The 14,228-nt window shown below is 67.0% G+C and carries 15 protein-coding genes and 1 tRNA gene; 7 read left to right on the top strand and 9 right to left on the bottom strand.

Annotated elements, in window-relative coordinates:
* Window positions 1–16: 16 nt before the first annotated feature.
* Both WD430_RS12350 and WD430_RS12345 read right to left on the bottom strand, forming a co-directional pair.
* A complete protein-coding gene (locus WD430_RS12350) occupies window positions 17–157 on the bottom strand; it encodes a rubrerythrin-like domain-containing protein (RefSeq protein WP_339102745.1) in 141 nt (46 codons plus the stop codon).
* Window positions 158–248: 91 nt separating this feature from the next.
* Window positions 249–3,230 (bottom strand): bacterio-opsin activator domain-containing protein, encoded by a 2,982-nt coding sequence (locus WD430_RS12345; protein WP_339102744.1) that lies wholly within the window; start codon window positions 3,228–3,230, stop codon window positions 249–251.
* Between the two features lie 109 nt (window positions 3,231–3,339).
* On the opposite strand from WD430_RS12345, the gene WD430_RS12340 reads away from it, so the two are divergent.
* Both WD430_RS12340 and WD430_RS12335 read left to right on the top strand, forming a co-directional pair.
* Window positions 3,340–4,002 (top strand): ERCC4 domain-containing protein, encoded by a 663-nt coding sequence (locus tag WD430_RS12340; protein WP_339102743.1) that lies wholly within the window; start codon window positions 3,340–3,342, stop codon window positions 4,000–4,002.
* Between the two features lie 147 nt (window positions 4,003–4,149).
* Window positions 4,150–4,356 (top strand): hypothetical protein, encoded by a 207-nt coding sequence (locus WD430_RS12335; protein WP_339102742.1) that lies wholly within the window; start codon window positions 4,150–4,152, stop codon window positions 4,354–4,356.
* 98 nt (window positions 4,357–4,454) lie between these two features.
* Here the strand turns inward: WD430_RS12335 and WD430_RS12330 are convergent, their stop codons facing one another.
* The 3 genes from WD430_RS12330 to WD430_RS12320 form a co-directional block, all read right to left on the bottom strand.
* Complete coding sequence (locus WD430_RS12330; protein ID WP_339102741.1) at window positions 4,455–5,315, bottom strand: YhjD/YihY/BrkB family envelope integrity protein; 861 nt, start codon at window positions 5,313–5,315, stop codon at window positions 4,455–4,457.
* Between the two features lie 127 nt (window positions 5,316–5,442).
* Window positions 5,443–5,649 (bottom strand): DUF2196 domain-containing protein, encoded by a 207-nt coding sequence (locus WD430_RS12325; RefSeq protein ID WP_012943957.1) that lies wholly within the window; start codon window positions 5,647–5,649, stop codon window positions 5,443–5,445.
* Between the two features lie 430 nt (window positions 5,650–6,079).
* On the bottom strand, window positions 6,080–6,745 hold the full coding sequence (locus WD430_RS12320; RefSeq protein ID WP_339102740.1) for a hypothetical protein: 666 nt from the start codon (window positions 6,743–6,745) through the stop codon (window positions 6,080–6,082).
* A 141-nt stretch (window positions 6,746–6,886) separates the two neighbouring features.
* Between WD430_RS12320 and WD430_RS12315 the strand changes: the two genes are divergently transcribed.
* Window positions 6,887–7,627 carry an alpha/beta fold hydrolase gene (locus WD430_RS12315; protein ID WP_339102739.1) on the top strand — a complete coding sequence of 247 codons (741 nt, stop codon included), beginning with the start codon at window positions 6,887–6,889 and terminating at the stop codon, window positions 7,625–7,627.
* Window positions 7,628–7,713: 86 nt separating this feature from the next.
* Here the strand turns inward: WD430_RS12315 and WD430_RS12310 are convergent, their stop codons facing one another.
* Window positions 7,714–8,607, bottom strand: a complete 894-nt coding sequence (locus WD430_RS12310) for a HAMP domain-containing sensor histidine kinase (protein ID WP_339102738.1) — start codon at window positions 8,605–8,607, stop codon at window positions 7,714–7,716.
* 348 nt (window positions 8,608–8,955) lie between these two features.
* Here WD430_RS12310 and ncsA point away from each other — a divergent pair, with 348 nt between their 5' ends.
* Window positions 8,956–9,915: a tRNA 2-thiolation protein NcsA gene (gene ncsA / locus WD430_RS12305; protein WP_339102737.1), complete on the top strand. Its 960-nt coding sequence runs from the start codon at window positions 8,956–8,958 to the stop codon at window positions 9,913–9,915.
* A gap of 287 nt (window positions 9,916–10,202) precedes the next feature.
* Here the strand turns inward: ncsA and ftsZ are convergent, their stop codons facing one another.
* From ftsZ to WD430_RS12290, 3 genes are all read right to left on the bottom strand, one after another.
* Entirely contained in the window at window positions 10,203–11,396 is a 1,194-nt protein-coding gene (gene ftsZ, locus WD430_RS12300) for a cell division protein FtsZ (RefSeq protein WP_339102736.1), read from the bottom strand.
* A gap of 2 nt (window positions 11,397–11,398) precedes the next feature.
* Window positions 11,399–11,578, bottom strand: a complete 180-nt coding sequence (locus tag WD430_RS12295) for a ribbon-helix-helix domain-containing protein (RefSeq protein WP_008894261.1) — start codon at window positions 11,576–11,578, stop codon at window positions 11,399–11,401.
* Window positions 11,579–11,774: 196 nt separating this feature from the next.
* Complete coding sequence (locus tag WD430_RS12290) at window positions 11,775–12,380, bottom strand: double zinc ribbon domain-containing protein (RefSeq protein ID WP_339102735.1); 606 nt, start codon at window positions 12,378–12,380, stop codon at window positions 11,775–11,777.
* 194 nt (window positions 12,381–12,574) lie between these two features.
* Between WD430_RS12290 and WD430_RS12285 the strand changes: the two genes are divergently transcribed.
* The 3 genes from WD430_RS12285 (at window position 12,575) to aroE (ending at window position 14,104) form a co-directional block, all read left to right on the top strand.
* A tRNA-Tyr gene (locus WD430_RS12285) sits at window positions 12,575–12,648 on the top strand.
* A 214-nt stretch (window positions 12,649–12,862) separates the two neighbouring features.
* Entirely contained in the window at window positions 12,863–13,138 is a 276-nt protein-coding gene (locus WD430_RS12280; RefSeq protein WP_339102734.1) for a PIN domain-containing protein, read from the top strand.
* A 165-nt stretch (window positions 13,139–13,303) separates the two neighbouring features.
* Window positions 13,304–14,104, top strand: coding sequence for a shikimate dehydrogenase (gene aroE / locus WD430_RS12275; RefSeq protein WP_339102733.1), 801 nt, complete (start codon window positions 13,304–13,306; stop codon window positions 14,102–14,104).
* Window positions 14,105–14,228 lie beyond the last annotated feature (124 nt).

Here is a 14,228-nt window from a genome sequence, read left to right as displayed (position 1 = left end):
TGAATCGAGGGCGAGGTTATTCGATCGGTGTGCCTCGATTGCGCAGATCGCCGCCGCAATCGGGGCAGGTCGTCGCCGTCGCCGCGCGGACGACGGTCCCGCAGTCGAAGCACTCGTACGTCGATTCCTCGTCGGGGTCGAACGGAACGTCTTTCATGGAAAGGTCGGTCACGGCACTTAGGAATAATAAGGATATTAGGATAGGAATATCCGTAGGATAGCTAGCGTCGGCGACCGACTGGGGTTCACTATTCAACCCCCGACGCAGTGTTTGCCGGTAGACCGAGTTCGTCGAACAGGAGCACGAAGAGTTTCCGCTGGACGGCACGGACGTGGCGGTAGAACGCGGCCGAGGAGATGCCGAGCGCGTCGGCCATCTCCTCGCCCGACTGCTCTCGAGGTGACTCGAAGTAGCCGCCGTAGTAGGCCAACTGGACCACCTCGAGTTGCCGCTCGGTGAGTCGCTCGAGCAGTTCGGTCCGGAGGTCGCGCGCGGTCGTTCGCTCGACGGTCCGCTTGGCGCGGAGTTCGACGTCGGCGAACGCGTTGGAGACGATATCGACGCTGTTGCCCGCGTCGACGGTCGGCGGCACGTCGACGACGACGCGCGCACCGTCCGGTGACGCTTCGACGCTGCGGAGCACGACGCCGTGATCCGCGAGGCGCAGCGCCAGAAACGGCGGCGCCAGCTCGAGGAGGACCGTTCCGCCGCGGTCGTCCGCGGCGTCCGCCCCGCCGTCTCCGGCGCCGACCGCTCGAGCGCCCTCGACGGCCACGAGGTCGGCGGCCGCGTCCGCGACGGCATCTACCGGGGCTCCCTCGACGGTCGCGAACACCGCGGCGCCGTCCTCGTGGAGGCGGACGCCGCCGTCGAACGAGAGGACGCAGTCGGCCCGCCGGGCCAGCCGGGAGAAGACGAACCCGTCGTCGCCGACGTCGAACTCGAGGCGGGTCCGGGAGTCCGTCAGCAGCGCCCGTTTGCGCTCGACGGCGGCGATGGCGGAGGCGATCGTCTCGCCGAGTTCCGCGAGGACGCTCCGCGTGACCTCGTCGAACGCGTCGGGTCGATCCGCGTAGACGGCCAGGACGCCGTAGGTGAACTCGTCGTAGGCCAGCGGCACGCCCGCGACGGACTGGTACTCCCGCGCGAGGGCCTCCGAGCGCCACGACTCCTCGCGGAGCCGGTCGGCGACGTTCGAGACGACCGTCGTCTCGCCGTCGGCCGCCGCGCGGGCCGCGGGTTCGGCCGCCTCGGCCAGCGAGAGCGAGACGCCGTCGAGGTAGTCCCGGCCGCGGCCGGTCCCGTCGTGGGTGCTCGGCTCGAGTCGCTCGCCCGGCGCGTCGGTCGTCCCGATCCAGGCGAACGCGAACCGGTCGGCGGCGGTCAGCCGCTCGCAGACGGCGGTCTCGATCTCCTCGCGGGTCTCGGCCCGGACCAGCGCCGCGTCGATCTCGCGGATGATCTCGTTGATCCGGTCGAGCCGCGTGAGCCGGCGGTTCTGGCGCTTGAGTTCCCGGTCGCGCTCGCGGAGGGACCGCTCCCGTTCGACCCGATCGAGCGCCGCCTCGGCCGTCGCCGCCAGCAGGTCGGTCAGTTCGCGGTCGACGTCGTCGAACGCGTCGATCTCCGACGACCCCGCGAGGAAGACGCCGTGGTCGCCGAGCGGGACGACCGCCGCACCCCTGATATCGGTCGTCGGATCCGCCAGCGCCTCGGCGTCGCGGACGTCCGCGAAGAAGCGGGACTCGCCGTCGACGAAGGCCCGTCCCGAGACGCTGTCCTCGCCGACCCGGTGGCTCGAGAGCGGTCCGTGGAGGCGGTTCATCCCCGGCGAGGCGGCGACCGGCTCGAGGACGTTCTCGTCGCCGTCGAAGAGGTAGACGCCGCTGGCCTCGAGGCCGAGCACGTCGGCGGCGTCGGCCGCCACGCGGTCGGCGATCTCGCGGTCGCTCTCGGCGTAGAGCAGTTCGCGCGCGGTCCGGTGGAGGGCGGTCAGGGCCTCCTCGCGGCGCTTGCGCGTGGTGACGTCGCGACAGCTGTAGAGGGTCGTCCCGCCCTGGATCGACACCTCGCGGACGTTGACCAGCAGCGTGTGCTCCCGCCCGGCCCTGTCGGTCGCCGTACACTCGATGTTGGTCAGGACGCCCTCCCGTTCCAGTTCCTCGCGGTCGAAGAGGTCCGGGCCGAGGAGTTCGTCGATCGAGCCCAGTTCGTGGATCTCGTCGTCGGTGTAGCCGAAGATGAAGTGGACGTTCGGACAGACGTAGGTGAACGCCCCGTCGTCGTCCGTGATGAGGACGGTGTCGGTCATGTTGTTCAGTGTCACCCGGTGGAGCTCCTCCGACTCGCGCAGTTCGCGCTCGAGGCGGGCGCGCTCGGTGACGTCGCTCGCCCGCGCGAGCAGGGAGACGACGGTCCCCGACTCGTCGCGAACGGGCCGGACCGTTACCTCGAGCGTCCGCGACTTACCGCCCTCGTCGTCCTCGAGTTCGACGCCGGAACCGGCGCCGTTCGTCCGACCGCCGACCGCGAGGGTTACCTCCCGATGCACGATCGTCCCGTCGGCCGCTCGTTCGACCGCAGTCCGGATCGTCGATCGGTCCTCCTCCAGACGGCGCCACAGCGGCAGGTCCGCGAACGGCCGCCCGCGCACGTCGGCGTCGGGCGGTGACTCGACCGCGTCCGTCGCTCCGATCGCCTCGAGTGCGGTCTCGTTGGCCCGACTCACCCGTCCGTCCGGCTCCAGTACCCACACGTACGTCTCGGGATCATCGAACACTGCCCCGAACTGGCGGGCGCGCTGGCGGCGCTCGCGCCGGTCGCAGCCCGCCTCGATCGCCCGTTCGACGGCCGCCTCGAGGTCCGAGTCAGCGCAATCGGCCGGCACGTACTCCGAGACGCCCGCGGCGATCGCCTCGCCGGCGAGCCGCTCGTCGCCGTTCCCGTCGCGAGGCGCGAGGACGATCGGAAGGTCGGGATCCCGCTCGCGAATCCGTTCGACGAGATCGAGGCCGGTCTCGTCCGACAGCGCCTGTGCGGTGACGACGCAGTCAGCGGACTGCGTTTCGACGGCCTCGAGCGCCGCAGTCGCGCTCGAGACGCGCTGTACCTCGGGACCGGTTCGTGCTGCGCGTCCGGCGCTGCTCGAGTCGGCGAGCGACCCGGCGGCGCCCTCGGTCGGGTCGACGACGAGCACCGTCGCGCCGTCGACGATCCCTTCGGAATCCATTCGCCGTGTGTAGGGGCTCGGAGGGATAGAACCCATCGCTTCGGTTCGGTTCGCGAGACGACGCCGGCGAACCGATATCCGTACCCGTCTCGAGGCCCTTCGACCGCGTATGCGCGTCGCCGTCACCGTCGACGATCGGGAGCCCGCGGGCCTCGTCGAGGCGGTCCGCGACCACCCCGACGTGACGGAGGTCGTCGTCGACCGACTGTCGACCGGCGACCTCGCGATCGATTCCGTCGGCATCGAACGCAAGACCCTGCGAGACTACGTCAACAGTGCGATGGGGCGATCGGGGTCTGACCTCACCGATCAGGTCGAGCGCATGGCCGCCGCCTACGACCACTCCTACGTCCTCCTCGAGGGCGACTTCGCCGACCTCGCGACCCTGCGGACGGCCGTCTCCCCCGAGTCGGTCCGGGGCTCGATGGCCTCGATCACGGCCCGCCACGAGGTGCCGGTCGTCCCCTGTACGGACCGCGCGCACCTCGTCGACTACGCGATTCGGCTCGGCCGAAAGCACCTCGAGGAACCCTCGACTCGCCGACTTCCGGTGGGCTCCGTCGCGAGCCGCCGCGAACCCACGACCAAGCGCATGTACGGCTGTATCGAGGGGATCGGTCCCGAACTCGCCGCGACGCTCTACGAGCGGTACCCCACCGTCGAGGCGCTGCTCGAGGCCTCGCTCGAGGACCTCACGGAGATCGAGGGGATCGGTGAGACGCGGGCGCGGACGATCGACGCCGCGTTTCGCAGCGACGGACGCCCGGACTAACGCGCGCAGCGAGCGGCGGTCAGGTGCGCAGGCTCGAGCGGACCGATCGCGTCGGAACCACCGGTGTGCGACGTTCTAACGCGTCGAACGGACCGTTCAACGTCAGGCCGGTCCCTTATCCCGAGCGACTGGGTACGGACTGACGCGATGGTTGGTTTTCGAGATCGCTTACTGCTACTGACCGGTAGCGCGACCGTGATCGCGATCGGTGCCGTCCTGACCAGCAGCGGCTTCGTCGACGTCGGACTCGGCGACCGGGTGGGTTCCGGTGTCGTCACGGGCATCTCGCTGCTGGTGCTCTCGCTGATCGCCGCAGGATGGTACGAATCGCAGGAGCGTCGATCCGACTCGTGACGGCTACGGAGGTTTGACGCCGGCTCTAGTCGACTATCACTAGCCGTCGGACTCGAGGGTGAGAAGCACCGGACGACGCCGAACCGAATCGCTGGAGCCTAGTCGGTTCGATCGACCGGCCACGCCGTCTCCATCGGGACCCACTCCTCTTCGGGGTCGACGTGATCCGCGCGGACGGCGTTGAGGACGGCCCCGAGCAGGAGACAGAGCCCGCCCAGGTACACCCACGTCAGGATCAACAGGACGGCGCCGGCGATCCCGAACAGGGCGACGCTCTCGGAGGCCGAGACGTAGAACCGGAAGCCGACGGCCAAGACGGTCCAGGAGACCGCCGCGAAGGCCGTCCCGGGAAGCACCTCGCCGACCGAGACGTCGGGCTGGGGGAACAGGTAGTACATCGGGAGGAAGACCGCCAGCAGCAGGCCGGCCAGCAGGAGGGTGCTGCCGGCCGCCGTCCAGCCGCCGCCGACGACCACCGAGAGGCTGACGCCGACGACGGTGACCAGTGCGACGCCGACCGCGATCGTCGCCGTCACGAGGACGGTGTAGAGGGCCGTCACGAGCGTGACCGTCGCCGCCGTCGTCACGTACGACTCGTCACTCCGGGCGCCGTACACGTCAGTGAACGCGCTGTTGATCGCCTGAAACAACCGGAACGCGCTCCAGAGGAGGACCGCCACGGCCAGCAGCGCCGCGCGGGTTCGGGCGCCGCTGCCGCCCATCGCCCCCTCGAGGCCGCCGCCGGTCACCGTCCCCTCGAGTCCGACTGCGGTCTCGAGCGTCGACACCAATGGCTCGAGGCCGTCGACGAGCGAGACGCCGACCAGCGTCAGGATGACCAGCGGGACGAGCGTGTTGAACGCGTGGTAGGCCAGTCCCGCGGCCGTGACGCTGAGCTGGCGTTCGTGGGCGACCGCGACGACGTCGCGAACGAGCGCGAGGTGGCTCGAGTCGGTCATGTACTGTCCTCAACGATCGGTCGGAAATGGATTTGGCCGGCAGACTGCGTCCCACGGAGTACACCAGGGGACAGTGCGGTAAAACGGGTCGCGACGAAAACGGATCGCGACGACGGGGACTCGAGCGTTACTCGTCGTGGCGGATCGACTGCACGTGGCCGACGACGCCGCTTTTCAGTTCGACCTCCGGCCCCTGGGGATCGTCGCCGTAGATAGTTCCGACCTCGCCGACGATCGGTTCCGTGTCCGTCGACTCGACGTCCTGATCGCCCTGCACGATCTCGACGGTGACGCCCTGGCGCAGTTCCTCGGCTGTCGGTCGTTCGTTGGACATAGGCGATGGTGGGTCGGTCGCGTCGAAAAGGGTAGTGCCTGCAGTCGTCTGACCCGCGCGCTCGAGCGCATCGATCGATGGACGACGCCGGACCGAACACCCGGCGAGCGGTGGCGCGCGCTGTCGATCGGGCCGAGCAGAGCGAGGTGCGAGCCATGCGAGCACCTCGAAAAGCGAACAGTGAACGGAGTGAACCGTGAGCGAAAGCGAGGATGGATCGACGAAACTGCGCGAGGGATGAGCGAGTGAGCGGAGCGAACGAGCGAATCGGCTGGGGAGGGAGTGGCGATCCCCTGTTGCCACGGTGGGGTAGCAGCGTCCGTCCGGTTTCGTTCGGTTCACTACAGTAGTCGAAGTTCAATCCTCCAGTCGCACTTCCAATCGATCCGAGCGATGATCGAGTTCGAACGAAACCCTCAATCGATCGAGTTCAGACGACGTCGCCGCGGACGGTCACGCCGTCCTGTTGCTCGCGCCACGCGTGGAGTTCCTGCGCGGCGTCTTCGGCCTCCTCATCGTCCAGCCCGAGCATCTCGAGGGCCTGCGAGAGCGTCGGGAGCGCCAACTCGCTCTCCCGCAGCTTGCGAAAGGCCTCCTCGCTCGTCGTTCCCTCGGCCCAGAGGCAGACGCCGCGGGGGTCGAGCAACTGGGTGTAATCCTCGCGCAGTTGCGCCCCGCGCAGCCGCTGGGTGACGTTGTCCTCGAACGGCGAGTTACAGACCTCGAGGTGGATCGGCTCGTCGTCGCCCAGCAGGTGGGCGGCGAGACACTGTTCGGGGGCGGCGTGGCCGTTCGCGTTGGCCCGCAGGGAGTCGGGATGCTCGGCGGCCCAGTCGGCGCGAACCGACTTCCCGATCCCTTCGACGCCGTACTCGTCTTCGATCGCGTCGGCGTCGATCCCATCGCCGTCGCTGTCGTCGCGCATCAGCACGTCCTTCGTCACGTAGACGTCCAGTCGCTCGACGGGGTCGAGCCCGAGCGCGACGTCGCCGAAGGCCCAGACCTCCCGGACCGGGACCGGCATGCGCTCGCTCGCGACGGTGTCGACGAGTTCCTCGAGGCGGTCGACCGCGTCGCGGCGGGGGAATCCACTCATGACGCGTACGTGGGGACTCGAGGCGCAAAACGGTTTCTTCGGGCGTGCCATACGGCGCTGTCCCGCCGGTCGCCGACCCGTGTCACGAGCTCACGTGTCAGGAGAGCACCTTTTTTATCGGTTCCCGGCGAACGGAATCCCATGCGACACCGGATCTTCAACGAGGACGGCGACGAGGAACTCGTGTTCGTCATGGGCTGGGGCAACCGCTGGACCCACGAGAACGTCAGCTGGCTCATCGGCACACTGACCGAGGCCGGCTACCGGGTGCACGCCTTCGAACTCCCCACGAACATCGACGACTTCAAAGCCGACTGGCTCGAGCCGATCGCGGAGTACGTGCGCGACTTAGAGGAGTACCAGTTGCTCGGCCACAGCGCGGGCGCGCTGGTCGCCCAGGCCTTAGACGGCGCGGACAACCACGTCTACCTGAGCCCGTGGTGGGGGTACGGCGAGGCGTTCCCCGACCCGCTGCTCGAGGCCGTCTCGAAGCTGTCGACGACGCTGCCCTGTATCCCGGTGCGCGGGCTCGACCGCGAGGCGATCGGCGAGGAGGCCACCGACCACCAGCTCGAGACGACGCCGAACTGGATCTCGCCGGCGTTCGTCCGCGAGACGCGCCGCGCCCAGGAGGAACTGCTGACGATCGATCACGACGCGGTCGTCTTCTGCTCGCTTCGCGATCCGGTCGTCAGCCTGCGTCCGATCGGCGAGCGCGTCCCCGCCGAACACGTCGTGCTCTACGACGGCGGCCACGAACTGTTCTCCTCCGCGAGCCGCGAGCGCTACGTCGAGATCCTGCTGGCCGCCCTCGCGGACGGCGCCGAGGCCGTCGAGGCGGACGACGAGTCCGAAGAAGAGACGGATCCGGTCCCCGCCTGAGGGGGCGCGATCGGCCGACGACGACGGACGACAGACGACGGACAACGAACGACGGACCGATGACCGCTCCGGGCTCTCGGGCTCGCTCAGTCCGGTAGCGAGAGCACGACGGTCGTGCCCGGGGATTCGTCGACCAGTTCGACGCTGCCGCCGGTCTGGACGACGATCGTCCGGACGATCCAGAGGCCCAATCCCTCCGAGTGGATCATCGGCGACTCGATTCCGTTCTCGAGGACGGTTCGCTCGACCGGTGGCAGTCCGGGTCCGTCGTCGGTGACGGTGATGTCGACGCCCTCGTCCGTTCGCCGAACCGCGATGCGGACCGCGGGCTCGGCCCGCTCGCTGTGTTCGACGGCGTTGTCGAGCAGTTCCCGGAGCGCGCGTTCGATCTTCGGCGTCGTCCGAACGCGACAGCTCTCGGGTCGGTCGACCTCGATCGTCGCGTTCGGGTGGCGGTCGCGGGCGGACTCGACGACGGCGTCGATCGCCGCGCTGAGGTTCAGACGACGAATCCCCTCCTCACCGTCGAGAACGGCGTCCCGGAGATACCGCGTCTTTGATCCGAGTTCGACCAGTCGATCCGTCTGAAACTTGATCTCCGCGAGGTACGGGTCGGCCTCCGCCGGGATCTCGTCGTTCGCCTCGAGGAGTTCGGCGTTGCCCCGGATGACGTTACAGTTGTTCCGCAGGTTGTGCCGCAGGAGTCGGTGCAGGACGCTCGTCTGCTGTAGCGCGTGCTCGAGTCGGTCAGTCGTCCGGTCGTGGCGTCGCTGATTCGAGCGCACCAGCGCGTAGACCAGGCCGGTCGATCCGACGACGAAGATCCACCCCTTCGCGGTCTGTAGTCGGGCCGTCGCCTGCGGATCGCCGACCAACTCCAGGACGACGTAGTCGGTAACGACGATCCACGCCACCCCGACGAGAAGGTAGGTGAACGCGATTCCGGCGGCGCTTCGGAGTCGACCGATCCTCGGTACCATTGTGTGTCCGGACTGATATCGACGGCACTCGTCGGCGATTCACTCTTCTGTGTTTGTGACTATCTCACTAGTATTAAAAGGCTTTCCCCGTCGCCGTCGGCCGAATCGGCGGTATCGACAGCGGCGGCAGCCGATTGATCGGCAACCCGCTCGAGCCACGAAGGGCCGAAGCCGTCCGTCGGAGCGGCGGGCGAACGCCGATGCGTCGCGGACGTGAGCGTTCGAACAGACGATGGCGCCCGCGACCTCGGCTCGACGCTCGAGTTCGACCGCGACCGCGGCGCCTCGAGCACGATCACCCTCCCGTCAACGAAACCGTGATGGGCGGCGGCCGACAACGGACCGCTAATGGACTGTAACCGGTGTGGTGAGGAGGCGGTCATGCACGCCGCCTACTCCGGGGCACACCTCTGTGCGGATCACTTCCGCGAGTCGGTCGAGAAGCGAGTGCGCCGCCGCGTGCGGCGGGACGATCTGGTCCCGCGAGACGCGACGCCCGAGAACCCCCAGACGTGGGTGATCGGCCTCTCCGGCGGCAAGGACAGCGTCGTCCTCACGCAGATCCTCCACGACACGTTCGCCGAGGACCCGCGCATCGAACTCGTCGGGCTAACGATCCACGAGGGGATCGAGGGCTACCGCGACAAGTCCGTCGAGGCCTGCGTCGAACTCGCCGACGACCTCGACATCCGCCACGAACTCGTCTCCTACGAGGAGGAGTTCGGCGTCCGGATGGACGACGTCGTCGAGGACGATCCCGAAAACATGGCCGCCTGTGCCTACTGCGGCGTCTTCCGGCGGGACCTGCTCTCGAACTACGCCGAAGAGCTCGAGGCCGATCTCCTGCTGACCGGCCACAACTTAGACGACGAGGCCCAGACGGCGCTGATGAACTTCCTCGAGGGCGACGTCGAACAGATCGCGAAACACTTCGACGCCAGCCTCGGCGCCCTCTCCGAGCGCGAGGACCAGGCGGAGTTCGTCCCGCGCGCGAAACCGCTGCGGGACGTCCCCGAGAAGGAAGTCGCTCTCTACGCGCACATCAACGACCTCCCGGCCCACATCACGGAGTGTCCCCACGCCAGCGAGGCCTACCGCGGCGAGATTCAGCAGTTGCTCTACGACTTAGAGGAGAACCATCCCGGCACCCGCCACTCCATTCTCGCGGGCTACGAGGATCTGGCCTCGATCGCCGCAGACGAGTTCAGCGGCGACGACGGCGCCGACCTCCGGGAGTGCGTCGAGTGCGGCTCGACGACGACCCGCGAGGTCTGTCGGAAGTGCTCGCTGCTCGAGTCGCTGGCCTGAGCCGACTCGAGTACGAGACTCGGGACTGCTACGGCTTGCAGTTTCGCGCCCGTATACGGCCGTAAACGCGTCTGTCAGCGGTACAAACTACCAGTCATACAAATGCGGCCGCGTGATTAGCGTCGAGACTCGAGACGAACGCTGAAAAACGGATCCGATCCGTCGATCGATCCGCGAGTAGTGGTGTGTCGTATCGCGGACTGCCTGCCGCGGACGGCGACTGGTGTGTCAGGTGTGTCGATGCCGTCACAGCGGTGTCGATTCGAGCGGGATCGCGCGCGTCGCGATTACCGGATCACGTCGACGCCGTGCTGTTTCTCGACCTCTTCGCGGCCGCCGTCGCTGTGCGCGTTTCCGGATCGCGTTCGTGCACCCGCCTCCTCGACGTTGTTGCTCGCGTCGAAGTCGGCCTCGTTGAACCCCTCGATGCTCTTGCGGGACTTGTCGGCCTGTTTCTGGGTGGTCGGGCCGAGCACCTGTGCGCTCTGGACGCCGGTCATGATCGCCATGACCCGCACCTTGCCCTTGTAGTTGTCCTGAATCCGGGCGCCCCAGATGACGTTCGCCGAGGCCTCGAGGCGCTCGGTGATGTTGTCCGCGATCCCCTCGGCCTCTTTCAGCGTGAGGTCGGGGCCGCCGGTGATGTGGACCAGCCCGCCGGAGGCGCCGCGATAGTCGACGTCCAGCAGCGGGTGGTTCATCGCGTCCTTGACGACCTCGTCGGTCTTGTTCTTGTCCTGGGTCTCGCCGACCAGCATGACGGCGACGCCGCCCTGGTTCATGATCGTCGACATGTCGGCGTAGTCCAGGTTGATCAGCGAGGGCTGGGTGATCGTCTCCGAGATCCCCTTGACGGTCTCGGCGATGATCTGGTCCATCACCGAGAACGCCTTGCCGATCGGGAGGTTCGGAACGTAGTCGAGCAGTCGGTTGTTGTCGAGCACGATGATCGAGTCGGCCTGCTCGCGGAGCTTCTCGAGGCCTTCCTCGGCCTTGACCGTGCGGGCGCGCTCGACGTTGAACGGCGTCGAGACCATGCCGACGACGATCGCGCCCTGCTCCTTGGCGATCTTGGAGACGACGGGGGCGGCACCGGTCCCGGTCCCGCCGCCCATCCCGGCGGTCACGAACACGAGGTCCGCGTCGCCGAGCACTTCCTTGATCGTGCTCTGGGCCATCTCGGTCGCGCGCTCGCCCATCGACGGATCGCCGCCAGCGCCGAGTCCGTTGGTGAGCGACTTGCCGACCAGGATCTTCGTGTCGGCCTCGATCATCTTGAGGTGCTGCTTGTCCGTGTTGATCGCCACGGTGTCGGCACCGTCGACGCCGATGTTGTACAGCCGGTTGATGGTGTTGTTACCCGCACCGCCCGCACCGACGATGACGATTCGAGGGTCGCCGAACTCGTCGTCGTCCATGTCTTCCATCTCCCGGGACTCCTCTTCGGCGTTCTCGAGTGCGTCTTGAACGATATCCTGCATCGTTACACCTTGGCCCAGTTGTGTTTACCGGACTGCTCGCTCGGTCCGTCGCTCTGTTCGTTGATCATCTCGCGGACGGCCGACCGGATCGCTTCGCTCCGGTTCGGGAACTCGCCCGAGTCGACCAGTTGTTCGACCTCCTCGATCTGCTGTTTCGGAATTCGCAGTGTCACACGCTCCATGGTTGTATTCCCCTTGGGGTAAGACGGCGCGCGCCCCTGTCAGACGCGACGTGTCTTACACGGAGCCGCCCGACATCGGGCGGTTTTCGGCGTTTGCCGACCGTTGTAAGACGACCGTCTTACGCGAATAAGTGGAATACTGGCATACACAATAAAACTTTCGTCGGACGCGACTATCCGTGTCTTACATAGGTCGCTACGACGGAGTGTCACCGAGGACGTCCGCTGCCGGCGTCCGACGACCGCAGCCGGGACAGAACGACCAGTCCGAACGGATCTCGTCGCCGCACTCGCAGAACAGTCGTCGCGAGGTCTTCTCGCCGCAGTTGGGACAGAAGACGTGATCGTCTGCGACCGCTTCGCCACACTGCCCGCACTGCCCGTCCGCATCGTCCGCGGTCGCCAGTCGCTCGTCGTCGTCCGGTGTGGCATCGGTCACCGGCGCGCTCGTCCGACGCTCCGCGTCGCGCGTGATGTCGGACATCCCGCGTCCGGAATCGTCGCGGGCGTCGTCCCCGAGCGAGACCGTGACGGTGACCTCCTCGGGGCGTTTCTCACGCGCGTGTGCTCCCCCGCGATCGCGATCCAGTTCGCGAAGGCGTTCGTCGAGTCGCTCGTCGACGCGCTGGCGGATCAGGTCGTCGATCGCGCCCGTCTCGCCGTCCGCGGGCGCGCGTTCCGTTCGCTCTTCGGCCCCGAGATACGAGCGCAGCGCCTCCCGCATCGCTTCGCTCTTGGAGATCTCGAGGGCCTCGAGTTCGTCGACGAGGTCGTCGTCGGCGCGGAACGTGATCTTACTCATTCGGAGTTACACTGGTATTGACACGCCACCTATTTCAATCATGCTGCTAGTCAGCCGGAGATCACTCCCAGCGAGATCGTCCCACTTGTCGGAACCGACCCGCAGTCGGACGGCGATTTTCTGTAAGACACGCGTCACTCGGCGACGCGAATAATAACCCTTATGTGATCCTCGCCGACTACGTTGAAATGCGACCGCCCTTAGCTCAGACTGGTAGAGCAGTCGACTGTAGATCGACTTGTCCCCCGTTCAAATCGGGGAGGGCGGATTTCTTCTGCGAACAACGTGAGCAGTGAGAAATCTACCCTCCACGATTTGAACACGCCAGTCGCAGCGCGCGAACGCAGTGAGCGCGACCGTCTGGCATCTGTTCAAATCGGGGAGGGCGGACTTCCTTCCTCGTCGATTCCGAGCAGACCCCGAATAACCCGCAATCTTGCGATTTCATCCCTCTCGAGACGACCACAAATTCTGAGCGGAACGTGTCTCAAAACGCGCTCGGCAGGGGCGACACCGATCTCCGTGCAGAGCGACAGCACTTCGGCGGCGTCCGTTCCCTCGAGTTCAGCGAGGAGATCGCGCTCGAGGCGGCTCGGCTGCGAGACGAACTCCGCACCGATGGCGACCGGATGGCCGTTCGCGATTTGATGATCGCGGCGACCGCCCGCTCGACCGGCGATCACCTCGTCGTCGCGGATTCGGCCTTTCAAACGGACGCGCTCGAGTCCACACTGCAGGTAACGCTTCGGGAAGAGTGAGCCCTGTCCGCGAGGTGCTCGGGTGTGGCACGGGAACGGCGACAAGTCGGGAGCGACTAGCGGTGCAGACGGACTCGTCCGTACAAATTTGACAGCGCCGCGAGCTCGGCGTACCACGAGCATCGAATCGTAATCATTTATTTACCTGTCTCGAGGGGTATACGTATGGACGTTTACGGCATTATCGGGAACCCGGTCGAGCACTCGTTGTCACCGCCGATGCACCAAGCCGCGTTTCGCGAGCGCGAGCTCGACGCCGAGTTCGTCACCTTCGAGGCCGATCCCGATCGGATCGAGGAGGCCTTCCGCGGCGCGGAGGCGCTCGGCATCGACGGCCTGACCGTCACGCTGCCGTTCAAACACGACGCGTTCGAGTTCGTCGAGCCGGACGATCGGGCGCGACGCGTCGGCGCGGTCAACACGATCGATTTCACCGAGGACGGGCCGGTGGGGTACAACTACGATCTCTCCGGAACCCTCCGCGCGTTCGAGCACCACGACGTCGACCTCGAGGGCGCCGACGCCGTCGTGGTCGGCGCCGGCGGGGCCGCGCGAGCGATCGCGTTCGGGTTCGAGGAAGCGGGCGCCACCGTCTCGATCGCGAACCGAACTGTCGAGAAGGCTCACGACCTCGCCGACGACGTTCCCGGAGCGAGCGGGCACGGACTCGACGAACTCCCCGACCTGATGGCCGACGCGGACGTCGTCGCCAACGCCACCAGCGTCGGTCTGGAGTCCGACGAGTCGGTCGCACCGGCCGACGCCTGGCACGAGGATCTGACGGCGTTCGACGCGGTGTACAAGCCGCTCGAGACCAGGTTCCTGAAGGACGCACAGGCCGCCGGCGCCCAGACGATCGGCGGGGCCTGGATGCTGCTCTTCCAGGGCGTCGAGGCCTTCGAAATGTGGACGGGTGAGGACGCGCCGGTCGAGACGATGAACGAGGCGCTCCGAGAGCACCTCTAACCCGTCTTTTCGATCGGAGTTCTCGGAGGGGCGCTCCGCTCGGTTCCGGTAACCCGCCCGGCGCTTCGCGCCTCGATAGCTGTACGACAGTGTAGTGACTTTCGAGCAATTCTGTTTCGGAACC

The organism is Haloterrigena sp. KLK7 (assembly GCF_037914945.1).
Classification (GTDB): Archaea; Halobacteriota; Halobacteria; order Halobacteriales; family Natrialbaceae; genus Haloterrigena; species Haloterrigena salinisoli.
This window is presented reverse-complemented; position numbering and strand designations above follow the sequence as displayed.

Bases quoted from the DNA above. Each gene is read 5' to 3' on its own strand.
- WD430_RS12330 (WP_339102741.1), bottom strand. From the start codon at position 5,315: ATGACCGACTCGAGCCACCTCGCGCTCGTTCGCGACGTCGTCGCGGTC.
- WD430_RS12310 (WP_339102738.1), bottom strand. From the start codon at position 8,607: ATGGTACCGAGGATCGGTCGACTCCGAAGCGCCGCCGGAATCGCGTTC.
- WD430_RS12290 (WP_339102735.1), bottom strand. From the start codon at position 12,380: ATGAGTAAGATCACGTTCCGCGCCGACGACGACCTCGTCGACGAACTC.
- WD430_RS12320 (WP_339102740.1), bottom strand. From the start codon at position 6,745: ATGAGTGGATTCCCCCGCCGCGACGCGGTCGACCGCCTCGAGGAACTC.
- WD430_RS12340 (WP_339102743.1), top strand. From the start codon at position 3,340: ATGCGCGTCGCCGTCACCGTCGACGATCGGGAGCCCGCGGGCCTCGTC.
- WD430_RS12325 (WP_012943957.1), bottom strand. From the start codon at position 5,649: ATGTCCAACGAACGACCGACAGCCGAGGAACTGCGCCAGGGCGTCACC.
- WD430_RS12350 (WP_339102745.1), bottom strand. From the start codon at position 157: ATGAAAGACGTTCCGTTCGACCCCGACGAGGAATCGACGTACGAGTGC.
- WD430_RS12345 (WP_339102744.1), bottom strand. From the start codon at position 3,230: ATGGATTCCGAAGGGATCGTCGACGGCGCGACGGTGCTCGTCGTCGAC.
- ftsZ (WP_339102736.1), bottom strand. From the start codon at position 11,396: ATGCAGGATATCGTTCAAGACGCACTCGAGAACGCCGAAGAGGAGTCC.
- WD430_RS12335 (WP_339102742.1), top strand. From the start codon at position 4,150: ATGGTTGGTTTTCGAGATCGCTTACTGCTACTGACCGGTAGCGCGACC.
- WD430_RS12295 (WP_008894261.1), bottom strand. From the start codon at position 11,578: ATGGAGCGTGTGACACTGCGAATTCCGAAACAGCAGATCGAGGAGGTC.
- WD430_RS12315 (WP_339102739.1), top strand. From the start codon at position 6,887: ATGCGACACCGGATCTTCAACGAGGACGGCGACGAGGAACTCGTGTTC.
- ncsA (WP_339102737.1), top strand. From the start codon at position 8,956: ATGGACTGTAACCGGTGTGGTGAGGAGGCGGTCATGCACGCCGCCTAC.
- aroE (WP_339102733.1), top strand. From the start codon at position 13,304: ATGGACGTTTACGGCATTATCGGGAACCCGGTCGAGCACTCGTTGTCA.